The following is a 17,678-nucleotide window of genomic DNA, read 5'->3' as shown; positions in this document are numbered from 1 at the left end:
ATGCTGAGAAAACTGGCAGCGCTGCTGTTCAATCGTCACACCTTGGCGTTCTGTGGCTTGATCTTTTTGAGTCTGGTGATCTGGTTCATTGGCCCCCTCGTCTACATCAAGCCTTACCAGCCACTGGAGAGTGAAAGCGTACGCTGGGCGCTAATCACTCTCCTGTTTGTCGCTTGGTTCATCAAGCTGCTTTTGCAATGGTGGCGTGCCAAACGGATGAACGACAAGCTACTGGGTCAGCTTGCACGGTTCACGGCGGGACGTGATGGACCTCAAGATCTGTCGCCCGGACACGAAGAAGTGGCAGAACTGGAAGGACGCTTTAAAGAGGCTGTTGACGTTTTGGCCAAGACAAGGTTTGGCGAAACAGAAAGCGGCCTGTTCAGTCGATTCACGAAGCGCTACGTCTACCAACTTCCTTGGTATCTCATCATCGGGTCTCCAGGGTCCGGGAAGACGACCGCTCTGGTCAATTCAGGGTTGAACTTTCCATTAGCAGAACAATTTGGCAAAGGCTCGATACGGGGCGTGGGTGGAACACGCAACTGCGATTGGTGGTTCACGGATCAGGCGGTACTGCTTGACACCGCTGGACGCTACACCACACAGGAAAGCGACGCGGTTCAGGACAAAGCGGCATGGTCTGGATTCCTGCAGTTGCTAAAGCGCTTTCGGGGGCGGCAACCCATCAATGGGGTCATCGTCACGCTCAGCGTTCAGGAGTTGCTGAGCAGCAATGATGTAGAGCGCGCGCGACTCGCCAAAACCATCGGAATGCGGCTGGGAGAGTTGTGTGATGAGCTGGCCATCAAGTTTCCGGTTTATGTAGTGATTACAAAGACCGATCTGTTGGCTGGGTTCAACGAATTCTTTGGACAAATGACCCGCGAAGAACGATCGCAGGTCTGGGGTTTTACGCAGGCATACAAGGAATCCGCCTCCCACATCGACCCAACCGCGAAGTTCACCGCAGAGTTCGACGCACTCAGCACACAGATCAACCGCTTGCTACCGCAACGCCTGCTTGCCGAGCCTGATCTGGCCCGACGTGGATTGATTTACGCACTCCCCCAGCAGTTCGTAGGCCTTCGTGAAGTAGTGAACCAGACCTTGGAAGAGGCCTTCTCCTCATCGCGATTCAAGGAAAAGCCGCTCTTCCGGGGTGTCTATTTCACCAGCGGCACCCAGGAAGGCATGCCGTTTGATCGGGTACTTTCCGCGCTCAGACGCCGTTTCTCCATCACCAGCGCCACCACAGCGGGCGGAGGACAGCAAGGCAAGAGCTTTTTTATTGAAACCCTCTTCAAAGGGGTGATGTTCAATGAAGCTGGGCTAACCGGTCGCAACGCGAAGAAGGAACGTCAACTCAGACTGCTGCAGGCGGGCGGCTTGATTGGATTGGTCCTGGCACTGACCGGAGCAGCCCTCGCCTGGAGCGTCAGCAATAGCAATAACCTGGCCTATTTGGGCGAGGTCAAGGCCAGCGTGGACATACTTCGCCATGCGGTGGATGAGGCGAAGTCTGCCGATCCAGAGAACTTGGTGGCACTGCTTCCTTTGCTGGACCATGCAGAGTCCCTGGCCATCAGCGACCAATACACAGGGTCTGCTCCCGTGAGCTGGCGCTGGGGCTTGTTGCAGGTTCCCAAGGTGCAAACGGCTGCTGACAACACCTACTTGCGTTTGCTGGAGGATGCCTGGTTGCCCGGCATCGTGAAACAACTACGGCGCTCTCTCCAACAAACATCAACCAACAATCCAGAAGCCAGCTACGAGGCCTTGAAAGCGTACCTGATGGTCCATGACGCGGACCGGTTTGACGCGCGCACGGTGAAGGCGTGGATCCGCCACGAATGGGACGCAAGCCTAACGACTGAACTGGTACAGGCGGGTGTCAGTGAGCGACTGTCTCACCACCTGGATCGTCTTATGGACGAGCGCGTGGTACTTGCAACCACCCCCATCGACAACGTACTGGTCGCAGAAGTTCGTCAGCGCTTGGCGCAGATGTCGCCCGCCCAGCGCGCATACAGCCGCCTCAAGCAGCTATTGTCTACAGGCAACAATTTACCCGCCGACTTCTCCGTCGTGCGCGCTAGCGGCCCTGAAGCCCCACAAGTGTTCAGTCGGCGCAGCGGGCGCCCCTTGACACAAGGAATATCCGGACTTTTTACGTATGACGGATATCACGGGGTCTTTTTGCACGAACTTCCCAAAGTCACCACCTTGCTGTCCAAAGAAGAGGGATGGGTGATCGGGCAGTCTGACGGCAGACGCAGCACTGCGCAGGAGCTTTTGACCGGCCAGATAGCGAACGAGGTCAAACGTTTGTACCTGATGGAGTATGCAAAGCTTTGGGAGGACTATCTGGCGGATGTGCGTCCTACCCGCATCGGGTCTCTGGACCAAGCTGGCGAACAAGCGCGCTTGTACTCGTCCGCCAATTCCAGCCTGGAGCAGTTCGTCCGCGCCGTATCCAGAGAAACGACGCTGGCACGTCGTCCCGACGCCGAAGGCGGGAACGGCGCCAGCACCAGCAGTTGGCTGGGAGAGAAGCTCAATCGCATTCGAGAAGAGCAAAACCAACTCAGCCGCCTGACCGGGAAACAGGTCAATGTGGGAGGGCTGACGTCCAGCGGCACTCTTGAAGCAGACATCGTGGACTTCCGCTTTCGCGAGTATCGACGGCTGGCGACCAGCAATGGGTCTGGCCCAACGCCTTTGACGCAAAGCCTGCAGGTTCTCAACGAGGCGTCTGCCGTGATTGCCGCAGCGCGGCAGCAAGTGAAGTCTGGCGGGACGGTGCCGCCGACGCTCTCATCGACGCTGGAAAGGGTGCGCGCTGAGGCCAAGCGGCTTCCGCCGCCACTCAATGTCATGTATGGAGACTTGGCCGAAGCCACCTCCACCATGGTCGGGCGCGATGTGCGGAGCACCATCGGCGGGAACCTCAATGCCACCATTGGGGATTTTTGCCGCCGTGCCATCCTGGGCCGGTATCCATTTACCCGCAGTGCCGGGCGAGATGTCACCGCCGACGACTTCTCCAAACTGTTCGCGATGGGCGGGACCATGGACGAGTTCTTCCGCAGCACGCTTCAGCCGATGGTCGATATCTCCACGGCAACCTGGACGTTCAAGCAAGGCGTTGACGGAACCCCTGTGGGTGGTTCTGCGTCACTCGCTTCGTTTCAGAAAGCCGCCACCATTCGCGATGTGTTCTTCCGATCGGGCGGCAAAGCACCCGGCATTCGCTTGGACATCAAACCGATCGAAATGGACGCATCCATCTCGCAGATGGTGCTGGACGTTGACGGAGATGTTCTGCGGTATCAGCACGGGCCTCAGATCCCGAAGTCGGTGAACTGGCCGGGCACGCGCGGAACGGGTCAGGTGCGTCTGCAGATCACAGCAACGGGCGCTGAGAACTCCGGACTGGTCACTGAAGGACCTTGGGCTTTGCACCGCCTCTTTGACCGGGCCCAAATTCTGCCCGGCAACGCCCCCGAGAAATTCACGGCAATCTTCAATGTAGACGGACGCAGGGTGCGGTTTGAAGTCACGACCAGCAGTGTCTTCAATCCGTTCCGACTCAAAGCGATGGAGGAGTTCGAATGCCCGAACAACCTCTAATCCATGAAACCCGTGGTGTGCAACCACAAGGCACCGTCGCCTGGTTCGGCAAGTTGCCGAGCCTGGGGGACTTTGTGGGTCGCAGGATGCCGCACGCATTGACCGCCGAATGGGACGCATGGTTGAGATCTGGAATGGATGAGTTTCGGGCGTTGAACGGAAACGACTGGTCCGAGAAATTCGTGAACGCCCCCCTGTGGTTCTTTGTGGCTCCCGCCGCGGTCACCGGAACTGCAGTGATTGGCGCGCTTGCTCCGAGCATGGACCGCGTGGGGCGCTACTACCCACTCACGGTCATGGCAACCGCTTTCCGCGCCGATAGCCTGCTGGCTGATGATGAGCGCTTGAGGGAATTTCTCGCCGGGGCACGCGCTGCGATCGTGGAGGCGAGACGCTTGACGCTGTCCGCAGAAGAGCTTGACCAGCGCATCAACCATCTGCCGAACCCGTTCGACACGAGGGAGGCGATCGCAGGGGCGCCTTCATTGATTGACGTCATCCTGTCCGATCTGAGCGAAGCCTCGTCAGCACACCAAGCGCCCAACGCAAGAGTGCAACTGCCTGTCGGAGAGTGGCGACACAGGGTGAGCAGATCCAGCGAGCAAAGCCTTTGGTGGACAACCCCTACGCCGCGCCTGGGCTACCAAGAACAGTTGCATCACGGTGTACTGGACCGTTCCCTGTTTGTGCAACTGTTCATGAAGCAGCCGCAAACACCCACGCCACAGCCGTCCCATTCGTAACCCGAAATCTCACACCCTATGACAGATATCGACGAACTCTTGCGCGAAGTTCCGTCAAGCCCCCCTTGCGGGCCGGAAATGACGTATGCCCCCGAGTTCCTCGCCTTGGAACAGGCGGCCCGCGGAAAACTGGAACAGCAATACGGCGACACCATCATTCCCGCAGAGGATCCTGACTGGCAAGCCGTGGAAAAGAGCGCTTCGCAACTGCTGAAACTAAGCAAGGACATGCGCATTGCAGGTCTGCTGTGCCGTTCCTGGACCAACACCCATGGATTCGCTGGCTTGGCCCGCGGATTGGGGCTCATGGCCTCTTTGTTGGAGCAGCACTGGGAGCACGTGCACCCCCTTCCCGAAGACGATGACTACTTCATGCGCATGAATGCGGTCTCGATCTTGAATGACGTTGCAGGACTGCTGCGGGAGTTCCGGCAAACAGAGTTTGTGAGATCTACTTTTGGAATCTTCACGGTCCGCGACGCAGAAGTTCTGGCGCGGGGTCAGCGCGCCGAGTCCAATCCGCAACTCACGGTTGAACAACTGCGGCTAGGAATTGAAGATGCCACCAAACGGGCGGCCCCTTCCTTGTCCGCAGTGCCGCAAGCCAAGGCATCGCTCCAAAAGCTCGCCCAAATTTGCACAAACAACCTGCCCAGCCACCAGCAACCTGATCTGGGAAATATCCAGTCATTGGTAGGACTTTTGAATGACCTCCTGCCCAAAACCACTCTCGCCGCCGAAACACCTGTCGCGGAGGGACAAGCCCCTCACTCCGGCATACAAATACCGACAGCAACAGTGTTGGAGATCAAGACCAGGGATGACGCCATCCAACAGTTGGTAAAGATCGCCGAGTTTCTCGAATCTACGGAGCCGACCAATCCGGCATCACTACTCATCCGAAGATCAGCCAGATTGATGCGCATGGGCTTTCTCGACATCTTGCGGGAGTTGGCTCCACAGAGCCTGCAACAGATCGAAGTCATCACGGGAACGCAATCAGAACCGTCCCAATGAATCTACGAACTGTAACAGTCACTTCATCCGAGACTTGGATACTGAAATACGCAAGCCAGTCGGTCGGAACGTACGCGAAGTACTCAAACGTTTCGCTTGTAACCGGGCGCTGAAGCGAAATCTGTTGATGGGGCAACTGCCGTTCACATCCTTTTATGAGGAAGTGGTTCGTGAGTCTTCAAAACGTTGTGTTCGAGTTGCATCGGACTGTTGTGGATCCGCAAATTTTTGTAAGTATTTGAAGCAATGCGCGCCTGCCGGGTCCCGTCGCAGGTCCACGCGGTTTTTCGATTTTTAGATCCAGATAACTTAAGAGGTAAACATGTCAATCACCAAGGTGGGGAAAAGCGGTCAAAAGTTCATCGCCAGAAACCGGGCGCCTCGTGTACAGATTGAGTACGACGTCGAAATTTATGGATCAGAGAAGAAGGTCCATATTCCCTTCGTGATGGGGGTGATGGCAGACCTGTCGGGCAAGCCCCTGGAGAACTTGCCCGAAATTGCTGACCGCAAGTTCCTCGATATTGACATCGACAATTTCGATGCGCGCATGAAGTCGATCAAGCCGCGCGCATCGTTCCTTGTTCCCAACACCTTGACTGGTGAAGGCTATCTCAGCGTGGATCTCACGTTTGAGAGCATGGACGATTTCTCCCCTGCAGCCGTGGCACGGAACATCGGTCCGCTGAACACCCTGTTGGAGGCTCGTACACAGCTGCACAACCTGTTGTCATACATGGATGGCAAACAAGGCGCCGAAGAGCTGATCCGAAAAGTGCTCCAAGACCCCGCGCTGCTCAAGTCCCTGGCCACCAGCGCCAAGCCCACCACAGAGCCTATCGAGGGCTCGGTTCAAAACGACGCCGCCTGAGGCAGCCAAGCGAACGGAAATTACCCATGAGCGCACTACCCATCACCGAATCCTCTGCGGCCCAGTCCCTGGAGGGGCACGACTTCGCAGCGTTGTTGAACAAGGAGTTCAAGCCCAAGACGGACCAGGCCCGCGACGCAGTGGAAGCTGCCGTACAAACCTTGGCACAGCAGGCGCTGGCATCTGTAGCGACGATTTCCAATGACGCCTACCAAACGGTGCAAGCCATCATTGCCGAGATTGACCGCAAACTCTCAGAACAAGTGAATCTGGTGATTCATCACGCAGAGTTCCAAAAACTGGAAGGCGCTTGGCGCGGCCTCCAGCATCTCGTGACCAATACAGAAGTGGACGAGATGCTAAAGATCCGTGTGATGAACATTTCCAAGAAGGAACTGCATCGCAACATGCGCCGCTACAAAGGTGTCGGCTGGGATCAGAGCCCCATCTTCAAGAAGGTCTATGAAGAAGAATACGGTCAGTTCGGGGGCGAGCCGTTTGGTTGCCTGGTCGGCGACTACCACTTCGATCACAGCCCACCAGACGTCGAACTTCTGGGTGAGATGGCAAAAGTCGCCGCTGCAGCGCATTGCCCCTTCATTTCAGGCGCATCACCCGCTTTGATGCAAATGGATTCGTGGCAAGAACTAGCGAACCCTCGTGATCTCACGAAGATTTTCACCAACACCGAGTACGCTGCTTGGCGCAGCCTGAGAGAGTCGGACGACTCCAAGTACATCGGACTGGCCATGCCACGATTCTTGGCACGCCTGCCGTATGGAGCCAAGACGAACCCCGTTGACGAATTTGATTTCGAGGAAGAAACCTCTGACGGCAACCACAGCAAATACTGCTGGTCCAACTCGGCGTATGCCATGGCCGTGAACATCAATCGGTCATTCAAATACTACGGCTGGTGCACTTCCATCCGCGGCGTGGAATCTGGCGGTGCGGTAGAGAACCTGCCAGCTCACACCTTCCCCACCGATGACGGCGGTGTGGACATGAAGTGCCCCACCGAAATCGCGATCAGTGACCGCCGCGAAGCAGAACTGGCAAAGAACGGCTTCATGCCGTTGGTCCACCGCAAAAATTCGGATGTTGCGGCATTCATTGGCGCACAGTCGCTGAACAAACCGGCTGAGTACTACGATGCCGACGCTACGGCCAATGCCAACCTGTCGGCCAGACTGCCGTACATGTTTGCTTGCTGCCGCTTCGCTCACTATCTCAAGTGCATCGTGCGCGACAAAATTGGTTCCTTCAAAGAGCGCAGCGACATGGAGCGCTGGCTCAACGACTGGATCATGAACTACGTGGACGGGGACCCGTCGAACTCGTCGCAGGAAACCAAAGCCCGCAAGCCATTGGCTGCTGCAGAGGTAGAAGTCAACGAAGTCGAAGGCAACCCTGGCTACTACACATCCAAGTTTTTCCTGCGTCCGCACTATCAACTGGAAGGCTTGACCGTATCGCTGCGGCTGGTGTCCAAGCTCCCATCCGTGAAGGAAGCGGGCAACTAGTGGTGCGCCGGTAGCCGTTGCTGGAGCATGTATCCAGCAACGGAACGACGCCCAATCTGCCGGCAGCAGCACAGGTCGACTGAGTCCGCCGAGGGATCTATCTGGGGTGCGGCGCTGCTGCACGCGCGAACGTTGGCAGCATATTTGACCGCGAGACCCGGCTTGAACCGGGACTCGTGGCCGATTGTCTGCATCATCACTCTCGGATTCCGCCAGTGCAGCGCGCAACTACGTTGCTCTCCCTGGCAACGCCCAGCCTTCTAACCTACTGCTTTCCACGTGCATCGCGCGTTCACCAGCTGCCAGTCATTTGCCACGACATTGCGTCACACGCACACCAAAGAGTTTTCAAGTGAGCACCACCTTTTTTGATTCGAAAGAATCCCTCGACGTACAGCTAAGTCACGTCAAAGACGCGATTCGCGCAGAGCCCTCCAATGCATCTCTGCGCACCTTCTACTTTCAGCTGCTTGCCGTGATGGGCGATTGGAACAAGGCACTCGCGCAGTTGCAGGTGTGTGCTCAGCTCGACCCCAAGGCGATGCCCATGGCACATGCCTATCGAGAAGCGATGCGCTGCGAACTCTTGCGCAGTGAGGTGTTTGAGGGGCGGCGCACGCCCTTCGTCGTGGGGGAACCACCAGAATGGCTCAGCTACATGGTGGACGCACTGAAGGCGCAGACAGGCACTTCCCCAGAAGCAGCGCTCGACCTACGCACCCAGGCACTCGATATGGCTCCTGCGATCTCCGGCACCATCAATGGAGAGCCTTTTGAATGGCTTTCCGATTCAGACTCGCGCCTCGGGCCCGTTTTCGAACTCTATTCCAATGGGTGCTACTACTGGGTGCCCTTCTCGGCTATCCGCAGCATTGCATTGGAGAAGCCTCAGGATCTCCGCGATGTGGTGTGGCAACCTGCAGAACTGACGCTGGTGAATGAAGGCACGCTGCAAGGGGTTGTACCCGCACGGTATCCCGTCTACGCAGACGACGATGATGGCCTGCGCTTGGCGCGTCGCACAGAGTGGTCAGAGATCGGTGGCGACCATGTCACAGGCCGAGGCCAGAAGGTGCTGATCACGGAACAGGGCGACCACGCTCTGCTCGACGTGCGCACGGTTGCCTTCAACATCTGACGCAGCCGCACCATGCTGTCCAGGCGACTGAGCGGGGCCGGCACCGAAAAAGACCGTTTGCAGCCTGCGCTGCTCGACCGACTCACCGACCACGAACCGACAAAACGCACCGAGCAGGCGGATGCCGTCTATGTCACCGAGTCGCGGCTGCGCGCAGCTTTGCTGCGCGATCTGGGCTGGCTGTTGAACGCTAGCAACGCTTCGGGGCACATTGATTTCGAGGGGTTGGCGCACGCAGAACAGTCGACGCTGAACTACGGAATGACCCCTCTGGCGGGCAAGCTTCTGTCCGACCTGGACTGGAAGGAAGTTGAAGCCCATGTGAGCCGCGCCATCCTGGCCTTCGAGCCCCGCATCCTGCCGGAAACCCTGGCCGTCACTTTGCTGCCCTCGTTCGACTCCCTGAACCACCACAACACCCTGCAGTTCGAGATTCGTTGCCAGTTTTGGTCCATGCCCTACCCGCTGGAGTTACTGCTCAAAACCAGCCTGGACCTCGAAACAGGCCAGGTCGTGGTTTCAGACCTGAGAAATTGACCGTGAGAACACGACGATGAACCCGCGTCTGGTGGAGTACTACAACCGCGAACTGACCTACCTGCGCGAGTTGGGCGCCGAGTTTGCCGCCGCATTTCCAAAAGTTGCGGGGCGCCTCGCGCTGCGGGACCTGGAAGTTGCCGATCCGTACGTCGAACGCCTTCTTGAAGGCTTCAGCTTTCTCACGGCACGGGTACAGATGAAGATGGACGCGGAGTTTCCGCGCTTGTCACAGCGCATTCTGGAAATGGTGTGTCCGCACTATCTGGCGCCCACTCCCGCCATGGTGGTCGTTCAGATGTCTCCCAGCGAGATCGAAGGGAATGTCGCTGATGGCTTCTGCCTTCCTGCAGGCAGCATGCTGCGCTCCCGAAAAACCTCCGACGACCAGACACCCTGTGATTTCCGCACAGGTCACGACGTCACGCTGTGGCCTATCGCACTGACACGCGCCGCTTTGGGTGGTCCTCCGCTCGACATCCCCCTCTCCCGGTTTCGCCTCCCTGCTGAACCTGCGGGTCACCTGCGGCTAGAGATCGAAACGCAGGGCGCGATGGAGTTCGGGCACCTGGCGATGGACAGGCTAGACCTCTACATCAACGCGACGGACGCCATTGCCTCGCATCTGCAAGAACTGCTGCACCAATCGGTCGCAGGGATCGTGGTGCACGATGCTCACGATCCTGCAAAGGTGTACGGATACCTTCCTGCGCAAGCCCTGCATGCAGAAGGCTACGAGCAATCCCAGGCATTGCTCCCTTACTCCCACCGGGCGTTTCAAGGGCATCGCCTACTGCACGAGTATTTCGCGTTCCCCCCGCGATTCCGCTTCTTCTCCATCCGAGGACTGTCGTCCACATTGCGGCAGGTTCCCGCAAAAAAGATGGCCATCACCCTATTGCTGCGCAAGGCAAACCCAGGCCTCGAAGCGGTGGTGGACCAGCAAAAATTCTTGCTCCACTGCACACCCGCGATCAACCTGTTCGAGCGCATGGCAGACCGTATTCATGTGTCGTCAGACGTGAACGAATACCACGTCGTGATGGAGCGAACGCGACCCCGTGACTTTGAGGTTTACAGCGTCTTGAGCGTCACCGGCCACCAGGAAGGTCAGGTCAACGACCGTGCGTTCGTACCTCTGTATGCCTCCGTGCATGGCATCCGGTCTGAAGACCAAGCCTATTTCGCGATGCGGCGTGAACCCAGGCTGTTCTCTGAACACGCCGTCCGCTTTGGACCACGCACCCAATATCTGGGGAGCGAGGTGTTTCTTTCCCTGGTAGACCAACGGGCCGCGCCCTTCTCTGACGACCTCAAACAGTTGTCCGTGCGCACTTTATGCACCAATCGGGACTTGCCACTGCTGATGGCAACCAACCGCGCTGAAGGCGATTTCACCACCATCGAATCGGCACCGATTGGTCTCATCCGCACCGTAACGGGTCCGTCGCGACCGGTTGGCAGCGTGGCTGAGAACGAAATCACCTGGCGCCTGATTTCGCACCTCACACTGAACTACCTGGCAATGACCGACCTGTCGGATGAGGAAGGTGCCTCCACCCTGCGTGAGTTGATGACGCTCTACTTGGGACTGGGCAACCACGCACTTGCAGGCCAAGTGTCCGGACTCAAAGAAATGCGCATCGACCCTATTACCCGGCGTCTCACGCAGCAAAAACAGCTCGTATACGGGCGTGGGGTGGGAATCTCGCTCACGGTCGACGATGCCTCTTTCGCAGGCGTGAGCGCGTGGCCGCTGGTCGCCGTGCTGGAGCGCTTCTTTGCCCGGCATGTGGGCGTCAACAGTTTCACGGAACTGTCTCTACACTCGCGACAACGCGGCAAGATCGCGCAATGGGACGTACGCCCTGGGCAAAGGCCCGCCACATGAGCACTGCCCAAACCCCTGCCACGGACCCATCATCGCCGTCGGTGCAACGGCCGCGCGCAGCTCCCATAGACCTCTGGCAGCGACTGCGCCGCAATCCCCACGCGTTCGACCTTTTCTTCACGCTGCGATGGCTGCAAGCCCGCAACCCCCATCTGCCACGCTTGGGCCGCGCCGCGCGTCCGCAGGCAGAGCCCATCCGCCTGGGGCAGGACCCTTCGCTCGCCTTTGCGCCCGCCACCATTGCAGAACTGCTCCCCCCGGTGGCAGGCCAACCCGAGCGCCTGACGGTCTGGAACTTTGGTCTGTATGGACCCAATGGCCCTCTGCCGATCCACCTGACGGAATACGTGCGTGAGCGCCAGCGCCAGCATGACGACCCCACGCTCGCACGTTTCTCGGACATCTTTCACCATCGGTTGCTACTGCTGTTTTTCCGCGCCTGGTCTGATGCGCAACCGACCGCCTCGCTGGACCGCGCTGGCGATGACATGTTCGGTCGGCACATGGCGAGCATCGTCGGTGTGGGGGAGACCACCGCGCGCCAGCGCGATGCCGTGGCAGACCATGCCAAGCTGCACATGGCCGGACACCTCACGCGGACCACGCGCAACCCCGAAGGGCTGCAACGGGCCATCGGCAGCTACTTCGGTGTCAAAGTCGCGCTGCAGGAGTATTGCCTGCACTTTCTTGCACTGGAGCCAGCGCAGCAAACACGCCTGTCAAGCCACCCCTGCAACTCCCAACTGGGTGTGGACACGGTGGTGGGCTCCCGCGTTCCAGACGCGCAGAGCAAATTCCGGCTGCGGATTGGCCCCATGACCTTGGCGCAGTACGAGCGGTTTCTTCCTGCCCAACAAGACTTCAAGGCGCTTGTGGACTGGGTGCGCAACTACCTCGGCATCGAATTCGCCTGGGACTTCGAGCTGGTCCTGCAGCGGGAAGAAGTTCCTGGCACCCGGCTCGGTGGCGGAACGCGCCTAGGCTGGACCAGTTGGATGCTCGGCGCTCCCGCAGTGCAGGACGCTGACGATTTTCGACTGGATCCAGAAAGCTGGCTCCAGCACCGCGGCCACAAAGTGCGGGGCCAATCGCAGGCGCATCGCTCACCTTCGTAGGTCCACCGCGCGACCCCAACCCCTCTTTCTCTTTCAACGCACTGCCTTCACTCCCATGTCTGAGATCAGCCGACTCGCCCTGTTTGGAAAACTCAACCCCCTGCTCTTCAAGTCCTTGGAGGGCGCCACGGTGTTCTGCAAGCTGCGGGGCAATCCGTATGTGGAACTGGTGCACTGGCTGCACCAGTTGCTGCAAGAAAATGATTCCGATTTGCACCGCATCTTTCGCCATTTCGAAGTGGACGCGCAGCAGCTGGCCAACGATGTTCTGCGCAGCCTGGATCGGTTGCCGCGCGGGGCTACGTCCATCAGCGACTTCTCGGACCAGATAGAAACCTCCATTGAACGTGGCTGGGTCTACGCCACGCTGATGTTCAATGAATCGCAGATTCGCAGCGGCTACTGGCTGTCTGGCATGCTGCGCACGCGCGCGCTGGCCAACGAACTGCGGTCCATCTCCAAAGAGCTGGACAAAATCACTGAACCGGCGCTCAGCGATGCGTTCTCGAAACTGCTGCCCGCGTCTCCAGAGGCCAAGCTGCAAGCGGCCGATGGTTCCGGCTTGCAAGGTGCACCGGGGGAAGCCAGCGGGGCAACATCGCCGCTGGGGAACGGAAAGCAGGACGCGCTACAGCGCTACACCGTCGACCTGACCGAACGCGCGCACAAGGGACAGCTGGACCCTGTCTCCGGGCGAGACGAAGAAGTGCGCCAGATGATCGACATCCTGATGCGTCGGCGGCAAAACAACCCCATTCTGGTGGGCGAAGCAGGCGTCGGAAAAACCGCTGTTGTAGAAGGCCTGGCGCTGCGCATAGCGGCAGACGATGTACCGCCGCCTCTGCGGGGCGTGCAATTGCGGGTGATGGATGTGGGTCTCCTCCAGGCGGGCGCCAGCATGAAGGGTGAGTTTGAAAACCGCCTGCGCTCCCTGCTCGACGAGGTGCAGGCCAGCACCACACCCATCGTGCTGTTCATCGACGAAGTCCACACCCTGATCGGTGCGGGTGGTCAGGCAGGCACAGGCGACGCGGCCAACTTGCTCAAGCCCGCACTGGCACGCGGCGTGTTGCGCACCATTGGAGCGACCACCTGGGCGGAGTACAAAAAGTACATTGAGAAGGACCCTGCGCTCACCCGCCGATTTCAGCTGGTGCATATCCACGAGCCTGACGAGCCCAAAGCCGTTCACATGCTTCGCGGCGTGGCGGCCAAGCTGGAAGGGCACCACAAGGTGCGCATTGCCGACGAGGCGGTTGCGGCAGCCGTCAGCCTCTCGCACCGCTACATTCCATCGCGCCAACTGCCCGACAAGGCCGTGAGTTTGCTGGATACCGCCTGCTCCCGCGTTGCGATGGCCTTGACCGCAACACCGGCACGCCTCGAAGCGGTGCAGCGCCAACAAGAGGCACTCCAGGTGGAACTGGAAGTGATGCAGCGCGAAGCGGCCCTCGGCATTGCCCACGCCAGCCGCCTCGATGAAATGGCCGCAGCCCTGGAGGCGCTGCAACTGGAACAAGCGGCGCTGTCCGAGCGACTGACGCAAGAGAGTGACCTGGCGCAGCGCATCGTTGCGGCGGAAACTGCGCTGATGGCGGCTCACCGCCCCCCAACCACCAAGGGTGCGGCAACCACCCCCAACGCTACAAACCTGGCAGGCACTGCTGCAGATGCGTCGACCGTCGACGATGCAGCCGCAAACACACACCAACAATTCAGCGCAGAAGGTCTCGATGCCTTGCGCAAGGAGCTAAGTGCCCTGCAAGGCGACGACCCCTTGCTGCATCCGGTGGTCGATGCGGGCGTCGTGGCCGCGGTGGTTGCGGAATGGACGGGGATCCCTGTGGGCCGCATGGTCCGCGACGAAGTGAAATCGGTCCTGGAGCTGACGCAAACGCTGGAAAAACGCGTGATCGGCCAGCGCCACGGCCTGGAGGCTATTACCCGCCGCATCCAGACCGCCCGCGCCCGCCTGGACAACCCGGGCAAACCCATTGGGGTGTTTCTGCTGGCAGGGCCCTCTGGCGTGGGGAAGACCGAGACGGCCTTGTCATTGGCAGAAGCCCTGTATGGCGGCGAACAGAACCTCATCACCATCAACATGAGCGAGTTCCAGGAAGCCCACACGGTATCCACTCTGAAAGGTGCGCCACCTGGGTATGTAGGGTATGGAGAAGGCGGGGTGCTTACTGAAGCCGTGCGACGCAGGCCGTACAGCGTGGTGCTGCTCGATGAGATCGAGAAGGCCCACTCGGATGTGCATGAAATGTTCTTTCAGGTGTTCGACAAAGGATGGATGGAAGACGGCGAAGGCCGCTACATCGACTTCAAGAACACCGTGATCATCCTCACCTCCAACGTAGGGTCCGAGCTGATCGCGGGCATGTGCAACGACCCAGAGTTGATCCCCTCGCCCGAGGCACTGGCAAAGGCGGTTCGGCAGCCCCTGCTCGACAAATTTCCAGCGGCGCTGCTGGGCCGCTTGTCCGTGGTGCCCTACTACCCCATCTCCGACGCCATGTTGGAGCAGATCATCAAACTCCAGATGCGTCGCATCCAGGCGCGCATACACGCCAACCACGGCGCGCAGTTCGAGTTTGACGACAGCGCTGTGCAACTCATCCGCGAGCGCTGCAGTGAAGTCGAATCCGGCGCCCGAATGATCGACGGCATCCTGACCCAGAACCTGTTGCCCCGCATGGCCATGGAGTTTCTGCAGGCTTCGGTCGATGCCAAGGCCATTGACAAGATTGAAGTCAGCGCTGCCAACAACGACTTCGTGATCCGCTACGTCTGACCGGCCAAAAAGGCCACGCAGAACGCACTCCACCGTCCAACACTCCCATCGCCATCATGCCCGCACACAGCCCGATCAGCGATCTCCCGCGCGCCCACGCACCCAGCGCAGCATGTTCACCCTCGCGTTCCTTGTTGGTGCGCTCTCAGCGTCCGCCATCGGCCCGCCGCGTGATGTCTGCACTGGTGGGCCTGACGTTGGCGATAGGTGTGGTTCAGGTCCACGCCTGGACCATCGGAGACATCGGCAGGGCAGGCGAAGCGATCAGCCGCGGCGAAGGGGCCCTGTCCACCGGCCAGCAAGTGTTGTCTACAGGACGGCAGGCCGCGGATACCGGCAGGCAGATGTGGAACAACCGCGGCTATGCCCCCACCCAGCCCCCTTCTGGACCGGCGGTGATGGCGCGGGATGAAGGCGGTCCGGCACGGTTGATTGCAATGCTGGAGCGCAACGCTGGCGACTCGATCACCGTCAGCAACACCCTCGTGGGGTTGTTGGACCAGGGGGCGTATTTTGTGCAGCGGCAGCCCGCCCACGTCACGCCGCCGCAAGACCAACTGCTGGCCACACCACGCGCCGACAGCTCTGCGGTGTCCATCGACTTGCCACCAACGCCCCCAGGAACCTTGTTCGACCTCGGCACGGGGCGCACCCGCAGCGCAGGTGCAGGGGTCAAAATTTTTGCACTGACAGTGCACTCCAACCTGCCCCGCCGACCCGGTCGCCGGGGGCTCGATGGAATCGAGCAGCACGCCATGCTGACATCCAGTTCGGTCCAGCTGGAGTGGCCCTTGCAAGCAGACCTCGCGCTGGAGCCCGTAGGTGGCAAGCTGCTTGTCTGGGCCAGCGAAGCAGGCGTGGCGTTCCCTGCGGGCTTTGGCCCCGACGGCCGCCTGTTTACCTCCGATGACTCCATGGTGCGCCTGCCCCGCGGTTACACCGTGGTCACGCTGGACAGTCGCGGTTTCAGCTTTGATCGCAGCCGTGAGGTTGCGCTGGCCCAGTACAGCGTGCAGTCGACCACCGAGATTGATCTGGCCCGATTGGCCCCTGGCGACGCATTCAAGGCATTTACCAGCGTCATGCACGAGCGCTATCCCTTCCGCGGCGCGCAGCCCATGGACTGGAACAGATTGCAGGCGGAATTTGCGGACCGCGTGCGCCAAGCCAGCGACCAGAAGGACCGGCGGGCACTCCTGCAGATCTACACGGAAATTGGCGCGCGCCTGCAAGACGGCTTGTTTCGCGCCGACCTGCGGGGCGCAGGCGCCACGCAGGGCCTCGACATAGGGCTGACCGAACAATGGCAGCCCCGCGGCATCATGCCCTTGCCAGTGCCTGGCGTCTGGTGGCTCTCGGACGGCCGCGCACTGGTCAGCAGCGTGACGCCCAACTCACCCGCCGCCGCGGCAGGCCTGCGCCCGGGCGCAGAAATTGTCGAGATCAATGGTGAAAGCGTCTCGCGCTATGTTGGCCGCGCCGCGCGGTATTCCAACCGCCCCACCGAAGCGGGCCGCAAGCACGACGCGCTGAAACTGGTCGCCTACGACCGGGAAGCGATGACCCTGAAAGTGCGACAAGATGGCAAGGACCAGACCCTGGACCTGCGCCAGCGCATGGCGGAACAGCCACAAGCACCCGCGCGCGCGCCCAACAACGAATCGCTGTCCGCCTTTCAGCTGCGCAGCCATTCGGGCAAGCAATACGGCTATATCGCGTTCAACTCGTTTGCTGACGGCGGAGGCAACCTGGAGATGTGGGAGCGAAGCCTGGCCACCGTCAATCAGTCTCGGCTGCGGGGGCTGATCCTGGACCTGCGGGGCAACAACCACAACACTTACCAACTGGTGCCCCATTTCGCGGCGTCCTTCTTCTCGTACGACCGACCCCTGCGCCTGCAGGCCTATGCGCAGCGCCAGGTGGACGCAACCGCCAAGGTGTGGCGCACCCGTGGCAGTCTGGGTGTTCCGCCCCAATTGCCGCTTTACACCCAGGGAGCCAGCCACTACAGCGCCCCGCTGGTGTTGTTGACCGGCCAGGAATGCACAGGCCCCTGTGAAGTGTTCTCTGCCTGGCTGCAAAAAGCGGGACGTGCCCATGTGGTTGCCACCGAACCCACGTCCGGATCCGTGGGGCTGACCACGCGCGTGCTATTGCCCGGCGAGGTGGTGGTGCACGCCCCCACCGTGGCAGAGCTGGGGGCCAACGGCGAGCACTATGTGCACGGCAAAGGCGTAGAGCCCGACCTGCGTGTGCCCGTGGATGCCGGATTCGTGCAGCGCATCATGGGCGGGGGCGACCCGGTCCTGGACGCAGCCGTGCAGTGGCTGGACAGCAAGATCTGAGCAACTCCTTCCTGCCAACAGACAACCCGTCGCGCAGGCCTACAGCCATCAGCATGGACCGCTATTTC

Annotated in this window: 11 protein-coding genes; all 11 read left to right on the top strand. The window is 60.0% G+C overall.

What is annotated here, in order from left to right:
- The 11 genes from tssM to ACK41V_RS11985 all read left to right on the top strand — a co-directional run bounded on the left by tssM (window position 1) and on the right by ACK41V_RS11985 (window position 17,610).
- The gene (gene tssM, locus ACK41V_RS12035) at window positions 1-3,633 is read left to right on the top strand and encodes a type VI secretion system membrane subunit TssM (protein ID WP_409782533.1); all 3,633 of its coding nucleotides are present in this window, start codon (window positions 1-3) and stop codon (window positions 3,631-3,633) included.
- A complete protein-coding gene (tagF, locus tag ACK41V_RS12030; protein ID WP_409782530.1) occupies window positions 3,615-4,376 on the top strand; it encodes a type VI secretion system-associated protein TagF in 762 nt (253 codons plus the stop codon). The genes tssM and tagF overlap by 19 nt, the downstream gene beginning before the upstream one ends.
- 18 nt (window positions 4,377-4,394) lie before the next feature.
- Complete coding sequence (gene tssA / locus ACK41V_RS12025; protein ID WP_409782527.1) at window positions 4,395-5,393, top strand: type VI secretion system protein TssA; 999 nt, start codon at window positions 4,395-4,397, stop codon at window positions 5,391-5,393.
- Between the two features lie 322 nt (window positions 5,394-5,715).
- Window positions 5,716-6,264, top strand: a complete 549-nt coding sequence (gene tssB / locus ACK41V_RS12020; RefSeq protein WP_409782524.1) for a type VI secretion system contractile sheath small subunit — start codon at window positions 5,716-5,718, stop codon at window positions 6,262-6,264.
- Window positions 6,265-6,290: 26 nt separating this feature from the next.
- Window positions 6,291-7,787: a type VI secretion system contractile sheath large subunit gene (gene tssC / locus ACK41V_RS12015; RefSeq protein ID WP_409782521.1), complete on the top strand. Its 1,497-nt coding sequence runs from the start codon at window positions 6,291-6,293 to the stop codon at window positions 7,785-7,787.
- A 352-nt stretch (window positions 7,788-8,139) separates the two neighbouring features.
- Window positions 8,140-8,925, top strand: a complete 786-nt coding sequence (locus ACK41V_RS12010) for a type VI secretion system accessory protein TagJ (RefSeq protein ID WP_409782518.1) — start codon at window positions 8,140-8,142, stop codon at window positions 8,923-8,925.
- 12 nt (window positions 8,926-8,937) lie between these two features.
- Complete coding sequence (gene tssE / locus ACK41V_RS12005) at window positions 8,938-9,462, top strand: type VI secretion system baseplate subunit TssE (protein WP_409782515.1); 525 nt, start codon at window positions 8,938-8,940, stop codon at window positions 9,460-9,462.
- Between the two features lie 16 nt (window positions 9,463-9,478).
- Window positions 9,479-11,353 carry a type VI secretion system baseplate subunit TssF gene (gene tssF, locus ACK41V_RS12000; protein ID WP_409782513.1) on the top strand — a complete coding sequence of 625 codons (1,875 nt, stop codon included), beginning with the start codon at window positions 9,479-9,481 and terminating at the stop codon, window positions 11,351-11,353.
- On the top strand, window positions 11,350-12,468 hold the full coding sequence (gene tssG, locus ACK41V_RS11995) for a type VI secretion system baseplate subunit TssG (RefSeq protein ID WP_409782510.1): 1,119 nt from the start codon (window positions 11,350-11,352) through the stop codon (window positions 12,466-12,468). Before tssF ends, tssG begins: the two co-directional genes overlap by 4 nt.
- 55 nt (window positions 12,469-12,523) lie before the next feature.
- Window positions 12,524-15,265 carry a type VI secretion system ATPase TssH gene (gene tssH, locus ACK41V_RS11990; RefSeq protein ID WP_409782507.1) on the top strand — a complete coding sequence of 914 codons (2,742 nt, stop codon included), beginning with the start codon at window positions 12,524-12,526 and terminating at the stop codon, window positions 15,263-15,265.
- Between the two features lie 173 nt (window positions 15,266-15,438).
- Window positions 15,439-17,610, top strand: coding sequence for a S41 family peptidase (locus tag ACK41V_RS11985; RefSeq protein ID WP_409782504.1), 2,172 nt, complete (start codon window positions 15,439-15,441; stop codon window positions 17,608-17,610).
- Window positions 17,611-17,678 lie beyond the last annotated feature (68 nt).

Source organism: Acidovorax sp., from assembly GCF_046291265.1.
Taxonomy (GTDB): Bacteria; Pseudomonadota; Gammaproteobacteria; order Burkholderiales; family Burkholderiaceae_C; genus Acidovorax.
Note: the sequence above shows the minus strand (reverse complement) of the source record. Positions and strands in the feature narration are given on the sequence as shown.

What these genes read in the sequence shown, in the direction of transcription:
- tssM (WP_409782533.1), top strand. Translation starts at nt 1, where the DNA reads ATGCTGAGAAAACTGGCAGCGCTGCTGTTCAATCGTCACACCTTGGCG.
- tagF (WP_409782530.1), top strand. Translation starts at nt 3,615, where the DNA reads ATGCCCGAACAACCTCTAATCCATGAAACCCGTGGTGTGCAACCACAA.
- tssA (WP_409782527.1), top strand. Translation starts at nt 4,395, where the DNA reads ATGACAGATATCGACGAACTCTTGCGCGAAGTTCCGTCAAGCCCCCCT.
- tssB (WP_409782524.1), top strand. Translation starts at nt 5,716, where the DNA reads ATGTCAATCACCAAGGTGGGGAAAAGCGGTCAAAAGTTCATCGCCAGA.
- tssC (WP_409782521.1), top strand. Translation starts at nt 6,291, where the DNA reads ATGAGCGCACTACCCATCACCGAATCCTCTGCGGCCCAGTCCCTGGAG.
- tssE (WP_409782515.1), top strand. Translation starts at nt 8,938, where the DNA reads ATGCTGTCCAGGCGACTGAGCGGGGCCGGCACCGAAAAAGACCGTTTG.
- tssF (WP_409782513.1), top strand. Translation starts at nt 9,479, where the DNA reads ATGAACCCGCGTCTGGTGGAGTACTACAACCGCGAACTGACCTACCTG.
- tssG (WP_409782510.1), top strand. Translation starts at nt 11,350, where the DNA reads ATGAGCACTGCCCAAACCCCTGCCACGGACCCATCATCGCCGTCGGTG.
- tssH (WP_409782507.1), top strand. Translation starts at nt 12,524, where the DNA reads ATGTCTGAGATCAGCCGACTCGCCCTGTTTGGAAAACTCAACCCCCTG.
- ACK41V_RS11985 (WP_409782504.1), top strand. Translation starts at nt 15,439, where the DNA reads ATGTCTGCACTGGTGGGCCTGACGTTGGCGATAGGTGTGGTTCAGGTC.